The 15,740-nt window shown below is 71.2% G+C and carries 13 protein-coding genes; 5 read left to right on the forward strand and 8 right to left on the reverse strand.

Annotated features, from left to right (window positions below; all coding sequences use genetic code 11):
• Window positions 1–133: 133 nt before the first annotated feature.
• Together aspS and C6376_RS10055 are read left to right on the forward strand one after the other, a co-directional pair.
• Window positions 134–1,897, forward strand: a complete 1,764-nt coding sequence (gene aspS, locus C6376_RS10050; protein WP_107443110.1) for an aspartate--tRNA ligase — start codon at window positions 134–136, stop codon at window positions 1,895–1,897.
• Window positions 1,898–2,283: 386 nt separating this feature from the next.
• Entirely contained in the window at window positions 2,284–2,688 is a 405-nt protein-coding gene (locus C6376_RS10055; RefSeq protein WP_107443111.1) for a hypothetical protein, read from the forward strand.
• Window positions 2,689–2,902: 214 nt separating this feature from the next.
• On the opposite strand, the gene C6376_RS10060 is transcribed toward C6376_RS10055, so the two are convergent.
• A complete protein-coding gene (locus C6376_RS10060; protein ID WP_107443112.1) occupies window positions 2,903–3,580 on the reverse strand; it encodes a nucleotidyl transferase AbiEii/AbiGii toxin family protein in 678 nt (225 codons plus the stop codon).
• A 34-nt stretch (window positions 3,581–3,614) separates the two neighbouring features.
• The gene (locus C6376_RS10065) at window positions 3,615–3,980 is read right to left on the reverse strand and encodes a PH domain-containing protein (protein ID WP_057578027.1); all 366 of its coding nucleotides are present in this window, start codon (window positions 3,978–3,980) and stop codon (window positions 3,615–3,617) included.
• A gap of 331 nt (window positions 3,981–4,311) precedes the next feature.
• On the opposite strand from C6376_RS10065, the gene C6376_RS10070 reads away from it, so the two are divergent.
• The gene (locus C6376_RS10070; protein WP_107443113.1) at window positions 4,312–5,655 is read left to right on the forward strand and encodes a polysaccharide lyase family 1 protein; all 1,344 of its coding nucleotides are present in this window, start codon (window positions 4,312–4,314) and stop codon (window positions 5,653–5,655) included.
• Between the two features lie 370 nt (window positions 5,656–6,025).
• Here the strand turns inward: C6376_RS10070 and C6376_RS10080 are convergent, their stop codons facing one another.
• Complete coding sequence (locus C6376_RS10080) at window positions 6,026–6,373, reverse strand: hypothetical protein (protein WP_107443114.1); 348 nt, start codon at window positions 6,371–6,373, stop codon at window positions 6,026–6,028.
• An 89-nt stretch (window positions 6,374–6,462) separates the two neighbouring features.
• On the reverse strand, window positions 6,463–7,410 hold the full coding sequence (locus C6376_RS10085; RefSeq protein WP_254075892.1) for a helix-turn-helix domain-containing protein: 948 nt from the start codon (window positions 7,408–7,410) through the stop codon (window positions 6,463–6,465).
• Window positions 7,411–7,898: 488 nt separating this feature from the next.
• Here C6376_RS10085 and C6376_RS10090 point away from each other — a divergent pair, with 488 nt between their 5' ends.
• Together C6376_RS10090 and C6376_RS10095 are read left to right on the forward strand one after the other, a co-directional pair.
• The gene (locus C6376_RS10090; protein WP_107443115.1) at window positions 7,899–8,774 is read left to right on the forward strand and encodes a helix-turn-helix transcriptional regulator; all 876 of its coding nucleotides are present in this window, start codon (window positions 7,899–7,901) and stop codon (window positions 8,772–8,774) included.
• Window positions 8,771–8,980 (forward strand): DUF397 domain-containing protein, encoded by a 210-nt coding sequence (locus tag C6376_RS10095; protein ID WP_107443116.1) that lies wholly within the window; start codon window positions 8,771–8,773, stop codon window positions 8,978–8,980. The genes C6376_RS10090 and C6376_RS10095 overlap by 4 nt, the downstream gene beginning before the upstream one ends.
• A gap of 72 nt (window positions 8,981–9,052) precedes the next feature.
• Here the strand turns inward: C6376_RS10095 and C6376_RS10100 are convergent, their stop codons facing one another.
• From C6376_RS10100 to C6376_RS10115, 4 genes are all read right to left on the reverse strand, one after another.
• Window positions 9,053–9,544, reverse strand: a complete 492-nt coding sequence (locus tag C6376_RS10100; protein WP_107443117.1) for a hypothetical protein — start codon at window positions 9,542–9,544, stop codon at window positions 9,053–9,055.
• Window positions 9,545–9,684: 140 nt separating this feature from the next.
• Complete coding sequence (gene metG, locus C6376_RS10105; RefSeq protein ID WP_107443118.1) at window positions 9,685–11,415, reverse strand: methionine--tRNA ligase; 1,731 nt, start codon at window positions 11,413–11,415, stop codon at window positions 9,685–9,687.
• Between the two features lie 196 nt (window positions 11,416–11,611).
• Window positions 11,612–13,474, reverse strand: coding sequence for a VWA domain-containing protein (locus C6376_RS10110; RefSeq protein WP_107443119.1), 1,863 nt, complete (start codon window positions 13,472–13,474; stop codon window positions 11,612–11,614).
• 203 nt (window positions 13,475–13,677) lie between these two features.
• Entirely contained in the window at window positions 13,678–15,642 is a 1,965-nt protein-coding gene (locus C6376_RS10115; RefSeq protein WP_107443120.1) for an FUSC family protein, read from the reverse strand.
• Window positions 15,643–15,740 lie beyond the last annotated feature (98 nt).

Genomic DNA, 15,740 nt, shown 5'->3' on the forward strand with positions numbered 1-15,740 from the left:
CCGGCTGTTCCTGCCGCGCGCGGGCCGTCGCGGGTGCCCGGTAATGGGGGGAGGCGTGCGTGGCGTGCCCGGTACTCTGGGGGTTGTTTCACGTGAAACACGCCCCCGATCCGCGAAGACTGGACGAACGAAGATGCATCGGTACAGGTCCCACACCTGCGGCGAGCTCCGCGCCTCTGACGTCGGCACCGACGTCCGGCTGAGCGGCTGGCTGCACAATCGGCGCGACCTGGGCGGCATCCTCTTCATCGATCTGCGCGACCACTACGGCATCACACAGCTCGTCGCGCGTCCGGGCACGCCCGCGTACGAGGCCCTCGACAAGCTGACCAAGGAGTCGACGGTCCGCATCGACGGCAAGGTCGTCTCCCGGGGCGCCGAGAACGTCAACGCGGACCTGCCGACCGGCGAGGTCGAGGTCGAGGTCGGCGAGGTCGAGCTGCTGGGTGCGGCCGCCCCGCTGCCCTTCACGATCAACGCCGAGGACGGGGTCAACGAGGAGCGGCGTCTGGAGTACCGCTTCCTCGACCTGCGCCGGGAGCGCATGCACCGCAACATCATGCTGCGCACCTCGGTCATCTCGGCGATGCGGCACAAGATGACGGCGCTGGGCTTCAACGAGATGGCGACGCCGATCCTGTCCGCGACCTCCCCCGAGGGCGCCCGCGACTTCGTCGTCCCGTCCCGGCTGCACGCAGGCCGTTTCTACGCGCTGCCGCAGGCCCCGCAGCAGTTCAAGCAGCTGCTGATGATCTCGGGCTTCGACCGCTACTTCCAGATCGCGCCCTGCTTCCGCGACGAGGACGCCCGCGCGGACCGTTCGCCGGGCGAGTTCTACCAGCTCGACGTCGAGATGAGCTTCGTCGAGCAGGAAGACGTCTTCCAGCCGATCGAGAAGCTCATGACCGAGCTGTTCGAGGAGTTCGGCGGTGGCCGCCATGTCACCTCGCCCTTCCCGCGCATCCCGTTCCGCGAGTCGATGCTGAAGTACGGCTCCGACAAGCCGGACCTGCGGGCCCGGCTGGAGCTCGTCGACATCACCGACGTGTTCGAGGGCTCGGAGTTCAAGGCGTTCGCCGGCAAGCACGTCCGCGCGCTGCCGGTGCCGGACGTCGCCGCCCAGTCCCGTAAGTTCTTCGACCAGCTCGGCGACTTCGCGGTGACGCTGGGCGCGAAGGGCCTGGCCTGGGTCCGCGTGGCCGAGGACGGCTCGCTGACCGGTCCGATCGCGAAGTTCCTGACCGAGGAGAACGTCGCCGAGCTGACCAAGCGCCTGTCGCTGGCCGCCGGTCACGCCGTCTTCTTCGGCGCGGGCGAGTTCGACGAGGTCTCCAAGATCATGGGCGCGGTGCGCGTCGAGGCCGCCAAGCGCGCCGGTCACTTCGAGGAGAACGTCTTCCGCTTCTGCTGGATCGTCGACTTCCCGATGTACGAGAAGGACGAGGAGACCGGCAAGATCGACTTCTCGCACAACCCGTTCTCGATGCCGCAGGGCGGTCTGGAGGCCCTGGAGACCCAGGACCCGCTGGACATCCTGGGCTGGCAGTACGACATCGTCTGCAACGGCGTCGAGCTGTCCTCCGGCGCGATCCGCAACCACGAGCCGGAGATCATGCTCAAGGCGTTCGAGATCGCGGGCTACGACCGGGAGACCGTCGAGGACAAGTTCGCCGGCATGCTGCGCGCGTTCCGTTTCGGCGCCCCGCCGCACGGCGGGATCGCCCCGGGCGTCGACCGCATCGTCATGCTGCTGGCCGATGAGCCGAACATCCGCGAGACCATCTCCTTCCCGCTCAACGGCAACGCCCAGGACCTCATGATGGGCGCGCCGACGGAGCTGGAGGAGGCCCGGCTGAGGGAGCTGCACCTGTCGGTGCGCAAGCCGCAGCCCAAGTAGGCGGGTGTCCGGCCCGAGCGGACAGCGCGGGCGCGACCAACGGGAGTGGCCCGGAACCGATGTGTCGGTTCCGGGCCACACCTCTTTGCACCGCATGCCGGTTCCGCGCCACGCCTCTCTGCGCCGCCGACCGACGGCTCTCGCCTTCGCCCCCTGACGGGTGGAAGACCGCCCGGCGCGCACCCCCCGGAGGGCCGGTAGCCGACTGGACATGCCACGTCCGGGGTACTCGCCACCCAGGCGCGCGACGCCCGCCCCCTCCTGGAGACCTCACCGGGAGCCCACAGGAACTCCCCGGGCGGGCACAGCGGGCCACCGGATCATGAAGGAGAAGAGACCAGACCAGACCAGGGGCCGGCGAGGGCTGGGCCGCGAAGGGAGCGGCGATGGATTCCACGGGGTTCGCGATCATGCTGTCGGTGCTGCTGATCGTCGGCGCGGTGGGGTGCGTGGTGGCCCAGCGCCGCGACCGGCGGCGTCCCCCGTCGGGCCTGGACGCGGAGGCCGAGGCCCACCACTGGCTGGTCCGGCTGGCCGGGGGGCTCGTCCCGCCGGACGTGCGGGCCTGGGCGGGGGCGGACGCGGCGGCGGAGCGCTCGATGACCCGTGCGGCGCAATGCCATCGGTCCGCGCGGGCCCGGCTGGCCACGGCCCGCACCGCCGAGGAGTACGAGGAGGCGACCCGGCTGGCGAAGGCGGGACTCGAGCACCTCGCGGTGGCACGTGCGGGTCTGGGACCGGGCCCGGCCGCTCCGGCTCCGCGCGGGTCGTCGCTGTTCGCGGCCAAGTAGGGGCCGGCTGCACGGTCCGTCGCGCGGGTGGACCTGATCGGCGCGGCGGGCCGGGCAGGATGCGTCCAGCCGGGTGCGTCGGCCTACAGAGCCCCGCCGGCCTACAGAGCCCCGCCGGTCTCGCGAGCCCCGTCGGCCTCGTGAGCCGCGTCGGCCTCGTCGGACGTGGCGGCCTCGGTCGGCTGATCGTCGGCACGTCCCAAGGGCGTCCCGTTCACTCGTCCGGTGACGCCCCCTCCTCCAGCAGCCGTTCCGCGATGTCCGTCGACCAGGCCTGGGCCCACGCCCGCAGGTCCGTGAGCTGGTCCTCGGCCAGGCCGTACGCCTCGAACGCCGAGTCCGGGAAGTGGTCGGTGCCCTCCAGCCGGGTCCGCAGGGCGGGCAGGTCGAAGTCGTCCCGGGCGTGACGGCGGGCCAGTTCCTCCAGCTCGGGGTGGGTGAAGCGGGCGGACGCCGCCCTCGCGTCGATCAGGTCGACGGCCAGCCCCCGGTCGTAGAGCGCCCGGATCTTCGTGCCCACCGCGTCCCCCGGAGCGAGCGCCGGCCCGTACGGGGTCGCGACGGGCGGGCTCCAGAATGTCTCCTTGTGCAGAGCCAACCGGAGGACCGTGTCCGCGTCGGGGTCCGGCACGGACAGGTGCGCGGACAGCGGGTCCCTGTCCTCGATCGTCACCCCGTGACGTCCCACGGCGGCGAGCGCCGCACTCAGCGACTCGGCGAGCCGGGGCATCGGCGCGGCGCTCTCCGTCGCCAAGTCCACGTTGGCGTGCGGACGTTGGATCAGACCGTGCGCCTGCAGGGCGTAGCCGCCCGCCAGTGCCCAGGGGGCGCCGGGGGCGGCCGTCCCGAAGACCTCGGCGAGGAGACGGAGGTGGGGTCGGAGAAGGTCCACCGCGTAGTCGTACCAGGCGGCCGGGGCCAGGACGCTATTTCGCCACGAACTGCGTGAGGATCGCCTGGACTTCGTAGATGTCGACGCCCTTGGTGAAGGTCTTCTCGATCGGCATGGACGAGCCGGAGACCCAGATCTTCAGCTCGGCGTCGAGGTCGAAGGTGCCGGCGGTCTCCACGGCGAAGTGGGTGATGCTGCGGTACGGGATGGAGTGGTACTCCGTCTTCTTGCCGGTGATGCCCTGCTTGTCGACGAGGATCAGACGGCGGTCCGTGAACAGGATGGTGTCGCGGATCAGCAGGAACGCGGCCTGCACCTGCTCTCCCTGACCCAGCAGCCGCGCGTAGTCCTGCTGGGCCTGTGCGGGGTCGATGGGGTGCGCGTTGCCGAAGAGTGCCATGTGGGTCCCCAGGTGATGTGTGCCGATGTGTGCGCGTTGCGGCGTACAGGCGTGTCGGCGGGACGGGAGTGTCGGCGGGACGGGCGTGCCGCCGTGTCGCGTCCGCCCTCTTGTGCGGGGGTCGGTCCGGTCCGCCGGTCTGCGGTGATCCCTCCCCCGTGGGGGCCGTTCGCCCCCGATGCGCACCTTAAGGGGGTGGTGACGGAATCGTGAAGGTGTTTGATCGCGCGGCGTGCGGGCCTGCCGAAAAAATTCTCGATCAGCGGCAACTCTTCACCGCACGGCGACCACTGACCGGTCGTAAGCCCGCTCCTCCCGTTAAGGATTCCCCGTGGCAGCTGCTTCCCACCGTCGGTCCCTCCGCTCGCGCCGCGTCCTCGTGGTCACCGCAGCCGCGGTGGCCGCGGGCGTCGGTGCCGGTGTCGTCGTGATGAACGCGAACGCCCAGCCCGTCGACCTGTACCACCAGACGCTCGCCGCCAAGGACGGCTGGGCCTCCTCCGGCACGGGCACCACCGGCGGAGCCAAGGCCGACGCGGCGCACACCTTCACCGTCTCCACCCGCGCACAGCTGGTGAAGGCGCTGGGCTCGGCGTCCGACACCGCTCCCCGGATCATCAAGGTCAAGGGCACGATCGACGCCAACACCGACGACTCGGGCAAGAAGCTGACCTGCGCGAACTACGCGTCCGGCACGGGGTACTCGCTCTCGGCGTACCTGAAGGCGTACGACCCCTCGTCCTACGGCAGGTCGAAGCTGCCCTCCGGCACCCAGGAGAAGGCCCGCGCCGCCGCCCAGTCCAAGCAGGCGAAGAACGTCGTCTTCAAGGTGCCCGCGAACACGAGCGTGGTCGGCGTGCCGGGCACGGCGGCCGGGATATCCGGCGGCATGCTCCAGATCCAGAACGTGGACAACGTCATCGTCCGCAACCTGAACTTCGCCGCCACCGAGGACTGCTTCCCGCAGTGGGACCCGACCGACGGTTCCACCGGCAACTGGAACTCCAACTACGACTCCGTCACCCTGCGCGGCGCCACCCACGTCTGGGCCGACCACAACACGTTCACCGACGCGCCCCACCTGGACAGCGTCAACCCGAAGTACTACGGCCGCGAGTACCAGATCCACGACGGCTCCCTCGACATCACCAAGAGCTCCGACCTGGTGACCGTCTCGCGCAACCAGTTCACCAACCACGACAAGACCATGCTGATCGGCAGCAGCGACAGCGAGCCGGCCGGCAAGCTGCGCGTCTCGATCCACCACAACGTCTGGAAGGGCATCGTCCAGCGCGCCCCGCTGGCCCGCGTCGGCCAGGTGCACATCTTCAACAACCTCTACGACGTGACGCCCCTCAACGGCTACGCGACGCAGTACAGCATCAACTCCCGGGCCAAGGCGCAGGTCGTCGCCGAGAACAACTACTGGAAGCTGCCGTCCGGCGGCAAGGTCGCGAAGCTCCTCAGCGGCGACGGCACCGGCGCGGTCAAGGGCTCCGGCAACCTCGTCAACGGCACGGTGACCGATGTCGTCGCCGCGTACAACGCCGCGTCCTCGAAGGACCTCAAGACGACGGTCAACTGGACCCCGACGCTGACGGCGGGCCTGGAGACGTCGGCGAAGAACCTGCCGACCTCGCTGGCGACGACGACGGGCGCGGGCGTCCTGAAGTAGCACCCCCCCATATACGCGCGAGGGCCGGGAGACCACGAGCCCCCGGCCCTCGCGCCCCCACGCCGCCGGGTGGTTCACGCGCGCGCCGCGCTTCGGGGACGGCTTTCCGTACCGCTTTCAGTACCCCAGGTGGGTGATCTGGACGACGTAGACCCGTTCGCTGCGTACGACGACCTGGTACCTGAACATGCCACCGGGGACGATGACGTCGCCGCCCTTCGGGTCGACGCCTTCATGGGCCCGGCCGTGAACGTGGACGGCTTCCGCGGCTCTTACCAGTTCGTCCGCCTTCCGCTGAACTCCGGAGAGGAACTCGACGGGTGCGGTGTCGGCGGTTTCCTCCGCACCGAAGGCGTACTCCCACTTCAGCTCAACCGCGCACTGCCTTCATGGCTGCGTCCAGGACGGCGCTCAGCTCCCGCAGAGCCTCCTGGGCGATGACAGGATCTTCGTGCTCCAGCCTGCTCTGTGCCCGTGCGAAGCGGGAGGACAGGTCGGGGCGCCGGGCGATCTCGATGTCGCGGGCCCAGGTGAGAACCCAGCTCCGCACGGGGCTGAGGGACTGCCACTCCACGGCCTTGGCGAAGGCGTCGTCCTTCGTGGCCTGCATCTCGTCCAGGCGACTGGGATCGACGAAGGCGAGAGCCGTGCGCAGGGCGTCAGGACTCTGCTCGGGACGCGGGATCAGCTCGTGTCCGTGATCGGCCTGAGTGCTCATGATGTCCTCCACAGGGTGCCCTGGCCAGGGTATCGAGACGAGGCCGCGGAGGAGCCGGACCGGGGGCTGAACGGGCTGCGAGCGGCCTGTCATGGTCGCCCCTGTTCGGCGGGGGAGGGCTCCCCGACAGCGGTGTCGGAGGCACGGAAACCCTGGCCCGTGGAGGCGCAGCCCAGGCAACGGCGGGGGTCGGGGCCGCGGTAGCCGAGGTCGCAGGAGTCGCACACCCGCATGGGGTGCCGGACGGGCGGTGGCGGCTCCGGTGCGCGGAACGGTGGGAGGGGCGGCAGCTTGGCCGTCAGGCGGTGGGCCAGGAAGGCGGCGGGCCGGACCAGAGGCTCCAGGGGCAGGTCGCCGGCCAGGGCCCTGCGTACGGCGGTGGGGGTGAGGTCGCGCTCCAGCCAGGCGGCGACGCCGGGGGCGAGGTGTTCGGCGTCGGTGGCGGAGAGGAGGAGGCGGGGATCGTGGCGGCGGAGGTCGGCGAGGACGTCGGTGGCCGTCTGGAGGAGGGCGGGGGAGGTGTACGCGGGCTTCGGTACGGCGGGGAGGGAGCGGCGGCGTGCGGGTTTCTGCTGCGGGGCGGCGGCCGCGCGGCGGGCCGGGGGCTTGGACGTCTCGCCCGTTTCGGTCGTGGCGTCGCGTCGGCCGGGCTGGTTGCAGGAGACCGTGCGGGTGACGATGCGGCCGGTCGGGGCGCGTTCGCGGGTGCGGCGCAGGTAGCCGTGGGTCTCCAGCTCGCGCAAAGCGGCGGCGATCCGGGTCGGGCCCTCGGGGAAGCGGGCGGCCAGGGTCTTGATGCCGATGGGGGCGCCGGTGGGGAGGGACTGGATGTGGCAGGCCAGTCCGATCGCCAGCAGCGACAGGTCCGGGTGCTGGGCGAGGTGGTTGCCGATCACCGTGAAGCGGGTGGTGTGGCGGGTGTTGTCGTGGGTGACGCCGCCGGGGTGCCCCTTCGCGTGGGCATGCCGGTAGGGGTGGTTTTTCCCGCTGATACGGGACTGGGCGTGCGGGCGCACGCTAGGGTTTTGGGTATCCATCGGGAAGGTTGGATTCCTTGGTGGTCAGGCCCTCGCAGTGGGATGCCAGTCCCCGCGAGGGCCGTTGTATGTCTGGGGTCGTTGTGCCGTGTCGTGCTGCGCTGAGCGTAGAGCAGGCAACCCGGCACCTATCCAGCTCAGTTGCTGATGTTCACCCGGGCGAGTGAGCGTGCGTCGTGGGCGGGAGGGGTGGGGCTTGGTGGGGGTCCTTTCCCTCTCGCGGTCCTTGGGAAAGACGGCCGACGGCACCGGAACCCACACGGTCGGGTTCCGGCGCCCGTGTCGTCATCCGCAGGCCGGGCGGCGGGGCGTGGGTGGACTTTTCGCTGTTCACCTGACCGGGCGTGGCCGCACACGCTTACCGTGAGAAGTGACAGTGCTGATACCTAGGGTGACTGTCCGGAGCTTGTCGGCCGTTGTCCGGACCGCCGGAAAGGGGCCTGCGGGTAAGGGCGTCAGGGCACGGCGGTACGACAGAGGGGTGCGGTATGTCGGTGGACGGCGAGGCGGTACGGCTCCGGACCGAGGCGGACGAGCCGGGGTGGGAGGTGGACCCGGACGACGAGTGGGGCGTGGCCGTACTCGCCACGGTGGGAAGGCAGTTGAGGCTGCGGCGGGAGGCGGTCGGGATGCGGGCCGGCGACTTCGCGGTGGCGGTCGGGTACGGGGAGGACCTGGTCTACAAGGTCGAGGGCGGGAAGCGGATCCCTCGCCAGGAGTACCTGGACAAGGCCGACGGGGTGCTCGGCGCGGACGGACTTGTCGCGGCGGCCTGGGAGGACGTGAAGAAGGTCCGGTATCCGAAGAGGGTGCGGGAATTGGGGAAGTTGGAGGCGCAGGCGGTCGAGGTGGCGCTTTACAGCAACCACAACATCCACGGCCTGCTGCAGACCGAGCAGCACATGCGGGCGCTCTTCGACGCGTGGCTCCCTGCTTACTCGGATGAGGAAACGGAGCGCATGGTCGCCGCCCGGATGGCCCGTCGTTCGATCTTCGAGCGGTCACCGGCACCGGCGCTGAGTTTTGTCCAGGAAGAGGTGACCTTGCGCCGCCCGGTCGGGGGGAGAATGGTTTGGCGGCGACAACTGGAACGCCTGCTGGAGCTTGGGCAGTTGCGGAACGTCTCGATTCAGGTGATGCCGACTGACTGCGAGGAGCACATCGGTACGGGCGGACTGATCGAGGTGCTCAAGTTTCCGGACGGCACGGCGATGGGGCGCTCCGAGGGTGCGTTCGGCGGTCGCCCGGTGTCAGAGCCGAAGCAGCTCAGGATCCTTGAACTGCGCTATGGCATGATCCGGGCGCAGGCTCTTACGCCCCGAGAGTCGCGGGCCCTCATCGTGCAGATGCTTGGAGAGACATGATCAGCACCTCTACAGGCCAGGACACTTCTGCGCTGGTCTGGTTCAAGAGCAGCTACAGCAGCAGCGGCGACGGCAACGACTGCATCGAGATCGCCACGACCCCTGACGTGGTGCGCGTCCGCGATTCCAAGAACGTGGCGGGACCTCAGCTAGCGCTTACGCGCTGTGCCTGGGCCGACTTTGTGGCACACGCGTCGGGAAACTGACACACCTCGGGTCGGTGTCCTGCCGGGAGACCAGGCTCGCGAAACCATGTGCACGTCTCGCGTCGGGTCGGCTCAGGTGTCGTACGTGCCGTCCCACGGCTCCGCGAAGGCGAGGCGGTCCGGGTACAGCTCCGCCCAGGATTCCGGGGTGCCGTCCTCGTCCTCGTCCTCGCGGATCACCAGGCCGAACAGGACGTTCTCGTAGGTGAGCCGGAAGGGGCGCACGGCGATGTCCGTGTAGGAGCGGCGGGGCAGGCTGCGCAGGAGGGTGGCCAGGCGGACGCGGGCACGGGTGAGGACCGAGTCGTCGCCGTGCGGGTCGCGCTGCTGCTCGGCCCAGGTGCCGGCGCACCAGATGTCCGAGTCGCGGTAGCGGCCCTCGGCGTCGAAGGTGTGCAGCACGGTGTAGAGGCGTTTGTGCTCTTCCCAGCCGTCGTCGAGACGGAAGCCCTGGGGGAAGGCGTACGTGACCGACGCGAGGAACTGACCGTCCGCGTACCGTCCGATGGACTCGGTGCGGTGCCTCGGTTCGTAGGCGATCGGAATGACCTCGGGGACTGCCATGGCGGAAACCATACGGCTTGGCGAGAACATGCCGAAGAGGGGGGAACCTCTTCGCCTTTTCCTCTACATCTTCTCCGTTGCGGCTTCTCCCGCGGACGCCCGGGGAGGGACGCGGTACGTCCCTCCCCGGGCGCGGTGTGTCACTCCCCGGTGCCGCCGAAGCGCTCCTTGTACGCCGCCAGGTCCTCGTCCTGGAGCTTGGCGAACAGGACGGGCGGGACGGTGAAGGCGGTGCCGGCGGGGACGGAGGCGAGGGCGCGGGCCTCGTCGGCCGTCACCCAGGTCGCCGTGTCGTCGGCGAGGGAGAAGGCCTCACGCATGACCTTCGCCGTCGCCGGGATGAACGGCTCGGAGACCACCGCGTAGAGGTGGATCAGGTTCATCGCCGTGCGCAGGGTGAGGGCCGCGCCGTCCTTGTCCGTCTTGATCTCCAGCCACGGGGCCTTCTCCTCCAGGTAGGAGTTGCCCGCCGACCACAGCGCGCGCAGCGCGGCGGCCGCCTTGCGGAACTGGAGGGAATCCATCTGCGACTCGTACTCGGCGAGCAGTTCGGCGATCTGCTCCCCGAGCCTCGCCTCCGCCTCGCCGGGCGCGTTGCCCGCCGGGACCTCCTCGCCGAAGCGCTTCTTGGAGAAGGACAGGACGCGGTTGACGAAGTTGCCGAGGGTGTCGGCGAGGTCCTTGTTCACCGTGGCGGTGAAGTGTTCCCAGGTGAAGGAGGAGTCGTCCGACTCGGGGGCGTTGGCGATCAGGAAGTAGCGCCAGTAGTCGGCCGGGAGGACGGCCAGTGCCTGGTCGGTGAAGACGCCGCGCTTCTGGGACGTGGAGAACTTGCCGCCGTAGTAGGTCAGCCAGTTGAAGGCCTTGACGTAGTCGACCTTCTTCCACGGCTCGCGCACGCCCAGCTCGGTGGCCGGGAACATCACCGTGTGGAACGGGACGTTGTCCTTGGCCATGAACTCCGTGTAGCGGACCGGGTTCTCGCCGCCGTCGGCCTCGTACCACCACGACTTCCAGTCGCGGGTCTCACCGGCGGGGGCCGCGTCCGACCACTCCTTCGTCGCGGCGATGTACTCGATCGGGGCGTCGAACCAGACGTAGAAGACCTTGCCCTCGGAGGCCAGCTCCGGCCAGGTGTCGGCCGGGACCGGCACGCCCCAGTCCAGGTCGCGGGTGATGGCGCGGTCGTGCAGGCCCTCGGTCAGCCACTTGCGGGCGATGGAGGAGGCCAGCTGGGGCCAGTCGGCCTCGTGGCGGGAGACCCACTCCTCGACCTCGTGCTGCAGCTTGGACTGGAGGAGGAACAGGTGCTTCGTCTCACGGACCTCGAGCTCGGTGGAGCCGGAGATCGCCGAGCGCGGGTCGATCAGGTCCGTCGGGTCCAGGACGCGGGTGCAGTTCTCGCACTGGTCGCCGCGGGCCTTGTCGTAGCCGCAGTGCGGGCAGGTGCCCTCGACGTAGCGGTCCGGGAGGAAGCGGCCGTCGGCCGGGCTGTACACCTGGCGGATGGCGCGTTCTTCGATGAAGCCGTTCTCGTGGAGGCGGCGGGCGAAGTGCTGGGTGATCTCCACGTTCTGCGGGGAGGAACTCCGGCCGAAGTAGTCGAAGGCCAGCGCGAAACCGTCGTAGACGGCCTTCTGCGCGTCGTGCGCCTGCGCGCAGAAGTCGGCCACCGGGAGGCCCTGCTCCTTGGCGGCCAGCTCGGCGGGGGTGCCGTGCTCGTCCGTCGCGCAGATGTACAGGACGTCGTGGCCGCGCTGGCGGAGGTACCGGGCGTACACGTCCGCCGGGAGCATGGACCCCACCATGTTGCCCAGGTGCTTGATTCCGTTGATGTACGGAAGGGCGCTGGTGATGAGGTGTCGAGCCATCGGAGGCTGCTCCCAGTCGGTCGTTCTTCGGCGGTCCTCTTATGGGCCTTGAACTTGAAATCGTAGCCGACATGGGTGGGCCGCCCGCCTCCCGTTTTACGGGGTGGGAGGCGGGCGGCCGGAGGTACGGGCGGGGCGGCGGCCCCGGTCGGACAGGCCTGTCGAGCCGGGCCGGCTGTCGGGCCGGGCCGGCGGGTCAGGGGCGCCAGGTGGCCAGGACGCCCTCGTAGAGTTCGGCGTCCGTCAGCTCGCGCGGGGTCGGGCCCGCGTGGAAGAAGGACGTGTTGGGGGTCTTCAGCTTGCGGAGGTAGTCGAAGGCCTTGTTGTCGTGCTCGCCGAACGCGACGAAGGAGAAGAAGACGGCCGGGTGGTTCTGCGCGGCGTCCGTGAGGGCCTGGGTCGCCGGGGTCTTCGCGTCCGGGGCGCCGTCCGTCTGGAAGACCACCAGGGCGGGGGTGTCCGGGGCTTCCTTGCCGTGGCGGGCGAGGACTTCCTCCACGGCCGCGTGGTAGCTGGTACGGCCCATGCGGCCGAGGCCGGCGTGCAGCTCGTCGATCTTGTTCTCGTGGTCGGTGAGGGTCAGTTCGCCGGTGCCGTCCAGTTCCGTGGAGAAGAAGACCACGGGGACCGTGGCCGCCGGGTCCAGGTGGGCGGCGAGGGCGAGGGTCTGCTCGGCGAGGGCCTGGGCGGAGCCGTCCTTGTAGTACGCGCGCATGCTCGCGGAGCGGTCGAGCACCAGGTAGACCTTGGCCCGGGTGTCGGCGAGGCCGACGTTCCCGAGGGCGGCGCCGGCGGCGGTGTATGCGGTGCGGAGGGTTGCGGGGACCGCGGCGCCGGTCTCGGCCTCGCCTTCGGCCGCCTCGTCGTCGGATGCGGGTGCACCCTGCGGGGCGGCCGCGGGTTCGGGGGCGGGCTCGGTGTCCGTCTCCGGTGCGGCGTCCGCCGTCGGCTCCTCGGTCGGCGCGACCTCGGCCGCCGGCTCCGCCTCGGCCTCCGCGGCAGCCTCGGGCTCCGCCTCGGCCGGGACCTCGGCCGCGGGCTCGTCCGCCACTGCCGCCGGCTCGGCGGGGGCGTCGGACGTCGGCTCCTCTTCGGCCGTCGGCTCCTCCGCGGCCACCGGCTCGGCCGGCACCTCGGCGTCCTCGGTCGAGTTCTCCGTCGAGGCCTCGGGCGCGGGCTCCTCCGCCTCCGCCTCGGCCTTCGGCTGGGCCTCCGCCTCGGCCTTCGGCTGGGCCTCGGGCTCGGCCTCGGCGGACGGCGTCGTCGGCTCGGGCTCCTCGGCAGGCGCGTCCGCCTCGGCCGGTGCGTCGGCGGTGTCCTGCGCCTCGGTCTCGGTCTTCGGCTCGGCCTCGTGCTCCGCGAGGGCGTCCGACGAAGGCTCCTCGGCGGAGGCCTCGGCCTCGGTGGTCGCTTCGGCCTCGACCTCGACCTCGGCCTCGGCCGTGTCCCCGGCTTCGTCGGCCTTCGCCTGCGGCTCGGCGTCCGCTTCGGCGTCCGCCGTCGGCTCCGCCGGGGCTTCGCCCTCGGCGTTCACGTCGGCAGGGGTCTCGGTCTCGGCGTCGGTGGTCGCTTCGGCCTCGGTCGTGTCGTCGGCCTCGGCTTCGGCGGCTGCCTCGGTCGCGTCGCCGGTCTCGGCCTCGGCGGACGCCTCGGTCGTGGCGTCGGCTTCGGGCTTCACGTCGGTGGTCGCCTCGGGCTCCGAAACGGTGTCGATCGACGCCTCGGGCTCGGGGGCGGCCTCCGTGGCGGTGTTCTCCTCGGACCTCGTCGGCTTGGGGACCGTGACGTTGTCGAAGGCGGCCGCCACCAGGTCGTGCTCGTTCGGGGACTCCGTGCCGGACTCCGTGCGGGGTTCCGGGACCTGGGCCGTCGGGGCGGGCTCGGGAGAGGGGGAGGGGAGTGTCGGTTCCTGCGCCCGCGTCGGTGTCGACGTCGGCGCGGACGGCTCCGCGGCGGCGGTCTGTTCCTGCGAAGGAACCTGTTCCGCACCCTCTGCCTCGGCCGTGTGCCCCTTGCGGGACCTGCCGAATGCATTCCGCAGGAGAGTGAGAATGCCCATTTGCGCAACCCTTCGCATGAGTTGTAGCCGTCAATCCCTGGCCAGGACGGACACGTAAGGTTAGCGGCCCCTGGCGGTGATCTTGGGCAGGGGTGAGTGTGCGGAATCCGGGTGTGTCAACACCGCCTCGGAAAGCCCCCGTCCCCCGCCGTGCTGCCGTCCCCCACCGTGCTGCCGTCCCCCGCCGTGCTGCCGTCCCGCCGTCACGCGGTGGGTGAGGCGATGGCCCGTGCCGCCGCGATCTCCTGGCGCAGCGGCTGCAGGACGCTGTCCGGCGGTCCGGTGAGGTCGGTGCGGACCGGATACAGGATCTCCGTGTCCCGCAGGCCCTCGGCCAGCTCGTCCAGTTGCAGCGTGACCTGGGCGACCTCCTGTCCCGACGGCGGTTCGGCCCCGTGCTTGACGCGGACCCGGGCCGCGGTCGTCGCGTCCACGATCCGTTCCACCGCGACGACCAGCGGCCACCAGGCGGCCGCCCGCCGTCCGGTCGGCGGCGGCTCGGTCAGGGCGCGCTGGAACTCCGTGCGGACGACCGACAGGTCGCGGTAGAGGCGCCGGCGCATGCGGGCGCGGGCGGCGGGCTCGACGTCCGGCCCGAAGGCCGCGTCCGCGTACCGGGCGGTGTCGGCGACCGCGTCGGCCAGCTTGTCGCCGACCCTGGTGTGCCAGCTCTCCGGCCAGAGCAGGTAGCCGGCGACGAGCGCGATGCCGCAGCCGATGAGGGAGTCCGCGAGGCGGGGCAGCAGCAGGGCGGCGCCCTGGTGGTTGAGGGTGTCCGACAGGAGCAGGATGACCGGGGTGATCGCGGCGGTCTGGTAGCCGTAGCCGCGAGGGGTGAGCGCGGGGATGAGCGGGGCGAGCACGAGCATCACCGGCACGTCCCACCACCCCCTGGGCACCTGCGAGAGCACGGCCGCCGCGACCACCAGTCCGGCCACCGTGCCCAGCGCCCGCAGCAGTGCCCGGGAGAACACCGAGCCGAAGTCGGGCTTCAGGACGAAGGTGATGGTGAGGGCGACCCAGTAGGAGCGGGCCACCGGGACCGTGGAGACGAGGACCTGGGCCAGCCCGATGCACAGGGCCAGACGCAGGCCGTAACGCCAGGACGCGGCGGACAGGGCGACGTCCCGGGTGGCGCGGGCGGCCCGTGTCCGCAGCCCCGCCGGACGGCCGAGCCGGTCGTCCGCCGCGCCGGTGCCGGGGCCGCCCGGTTCGATGTCGGGAGCGGCGACCACCTCGGCGGCGTGCCGCAGGGCGTGGTCGACGGCGCGCGAGGTCTCCGAGTCGGGGGCGGGCAGCCGCAGGTCTATCGGGCCGGTGAAGCCGGTCTCCACCGCCCGCGCGAGGTGCAGCACCGCCTCGGGGACCTCCCGGGGCAGCGGGCGGCCGGCCAGATGGGCCGCGGGAGCCGCCTCCACGACCGGGGTGACGGCGTTCAACTGGGCTACCAGACGGGTCAGTTCGGGGCTGCGGCCGTGGTGGCGGGTGCGGCGGGCCAGGATGAGGTCGTACGACTGGTTCAGCGACTGGGTGACGGTGTGCCGGGCGTCCTCGTACGCGTCGGGGACGTCGCTGCCGCAGGCCGCCAGCAGGTCGGCGACCGTGCGGTAGGCGGCGGCGACCGCGCTGCGCTCGGGGACCCCGGAGCGCAGCGGCCAGGCCAGCAGGGCGAGCAGGAGCACGAGCAGTCCGCCGCCGGTCATCAGCAGGGGCGCGAGCCACCAGGGGCCGGGCATGGGCAGCCCGGCCCCGACGACGCAGTTGAGCAGGAGCAGCAGTCCGGACACGGACGCCACGGCCCCGATCGTCGAGATCATCCCGGAGACCAGGGCGACGCCGGTGACGGTGGCCACCGCGGGCCAGCCGAGCCCGTACACGGCGGATCCCAGGGTCACGCCGATCGCGCCGAACAGCTGCGGGACCGCGATGTTCAGGATCCGCATGCGGTAGGCGTCGGCGGTGTCGCCGATGACTCCGGAAAGGGCGCCCATGGAGGTGAGCGCGCCGTACGCGGGCTGTCCCACGGCGAGGCCGACGGCCAGCGGCAGCGTCATCGCGAGCGCGGCGCGGGCGACGGCGGGCCGGTTGACGGGGGCCGCCCGCTGCGGCTGGAGGTTCCGCACCAGCCAGTCGGGAGGGGTGAGGCCGATGGGGAACTCGCGGGACATGCGCCCATTATGGGATGGGCGTGGAGTGGACGGCCGAGGACGGCCGAGGACGGCCGCCGGGCGACCGGCGAGGGAGGCCCACCGAGGTGGGGCCGGGG

It is taken from the genome of Streptomyces sp. P3, from assembly GCF_003032475.1.
GTDB lineage: Bacteria > Actinomycetota > Actinomycetes > Streptomycetales > Streptomycetaceae > Streptomyces.

Bases quoted from the DNA above. Each gene is read 5' to 3' on its own strand.
- aspS (WP_107443110.1), top strand. From the start codon at position 134: ATGCATCGGTACAGGTCCCACACCTGCGGCGAGCTCCGCGCCTCTGAC.
- C6376_RS10055 (WP_107443111.1), top strand. From the start codon at position 2,284: ATGGATTCCACGGGGTTCGCGATCATGCTGTCGGTGCTGCTGATCGTC.
- C6376_RS10065 (WP_057578027.1), bottom strand. From the start codon at position 3,980: ATGGCACTCTTCGGCAACGCGCACCCCATCGACCCCGCACAGGCCCAG.
- C6376_RS10080 (WP_107443114.1), bottom strand. From the start codon at position 6,373: ATGAGCACTCAGGCCGATCACGGACACGAGCTGATCCCGCGTCCCGAG.
- C6376_RS10085 (WP_254075892.1), bottom strand. From the start codon at position 7,410: ATGGATACCCAAAACCCTAGCGTGCGCCCGCACGCCCAGTCCCGTATC.
- C6376_RS10090 (WP_107443115.1), top strand. From the start codon at position 7,899: ATGTCGGTGGACGGCGAGGCGGTACGGCTCCGGACCGAGGCGGACGAG.
- C6376_RS10095 (WP_107443116.1), top strand. From the start codon at position 8,771: ATGATCAGCACCTCTACAGGCCAGGACACTTCTGCGCTGGTCTGGTTC.
- C6376_RS10100 (WP_107443117.1), bottom strand. From the start codon at position 9,544: ATGGCAGTCCCCGAGGTCATTCCGATCGCCTACGAACCGAGGCACCGC.
- metG (WP_107443118.1), bottom strand. From the start codon at position 11,415: ATGGCTCGACACCTCATCACCAGCGCCCTTCCGTACATCAACGGAATC.
- C6376_RS10110 (WP_107443119.1), bottom strand. From the start codon at position 13,474: ATGGGCATTCTCACTCTCCTGCGGAATGCATTCGGCAGGTCCCGCAAG.
- C6376_RS10115 (WP_107443120.1), bottom strand. From the start codon at position 15,642: ATGTCCCGCGAGTTCCCCATCGGCCTCACCCCTCCCGACTGGCTGGTG.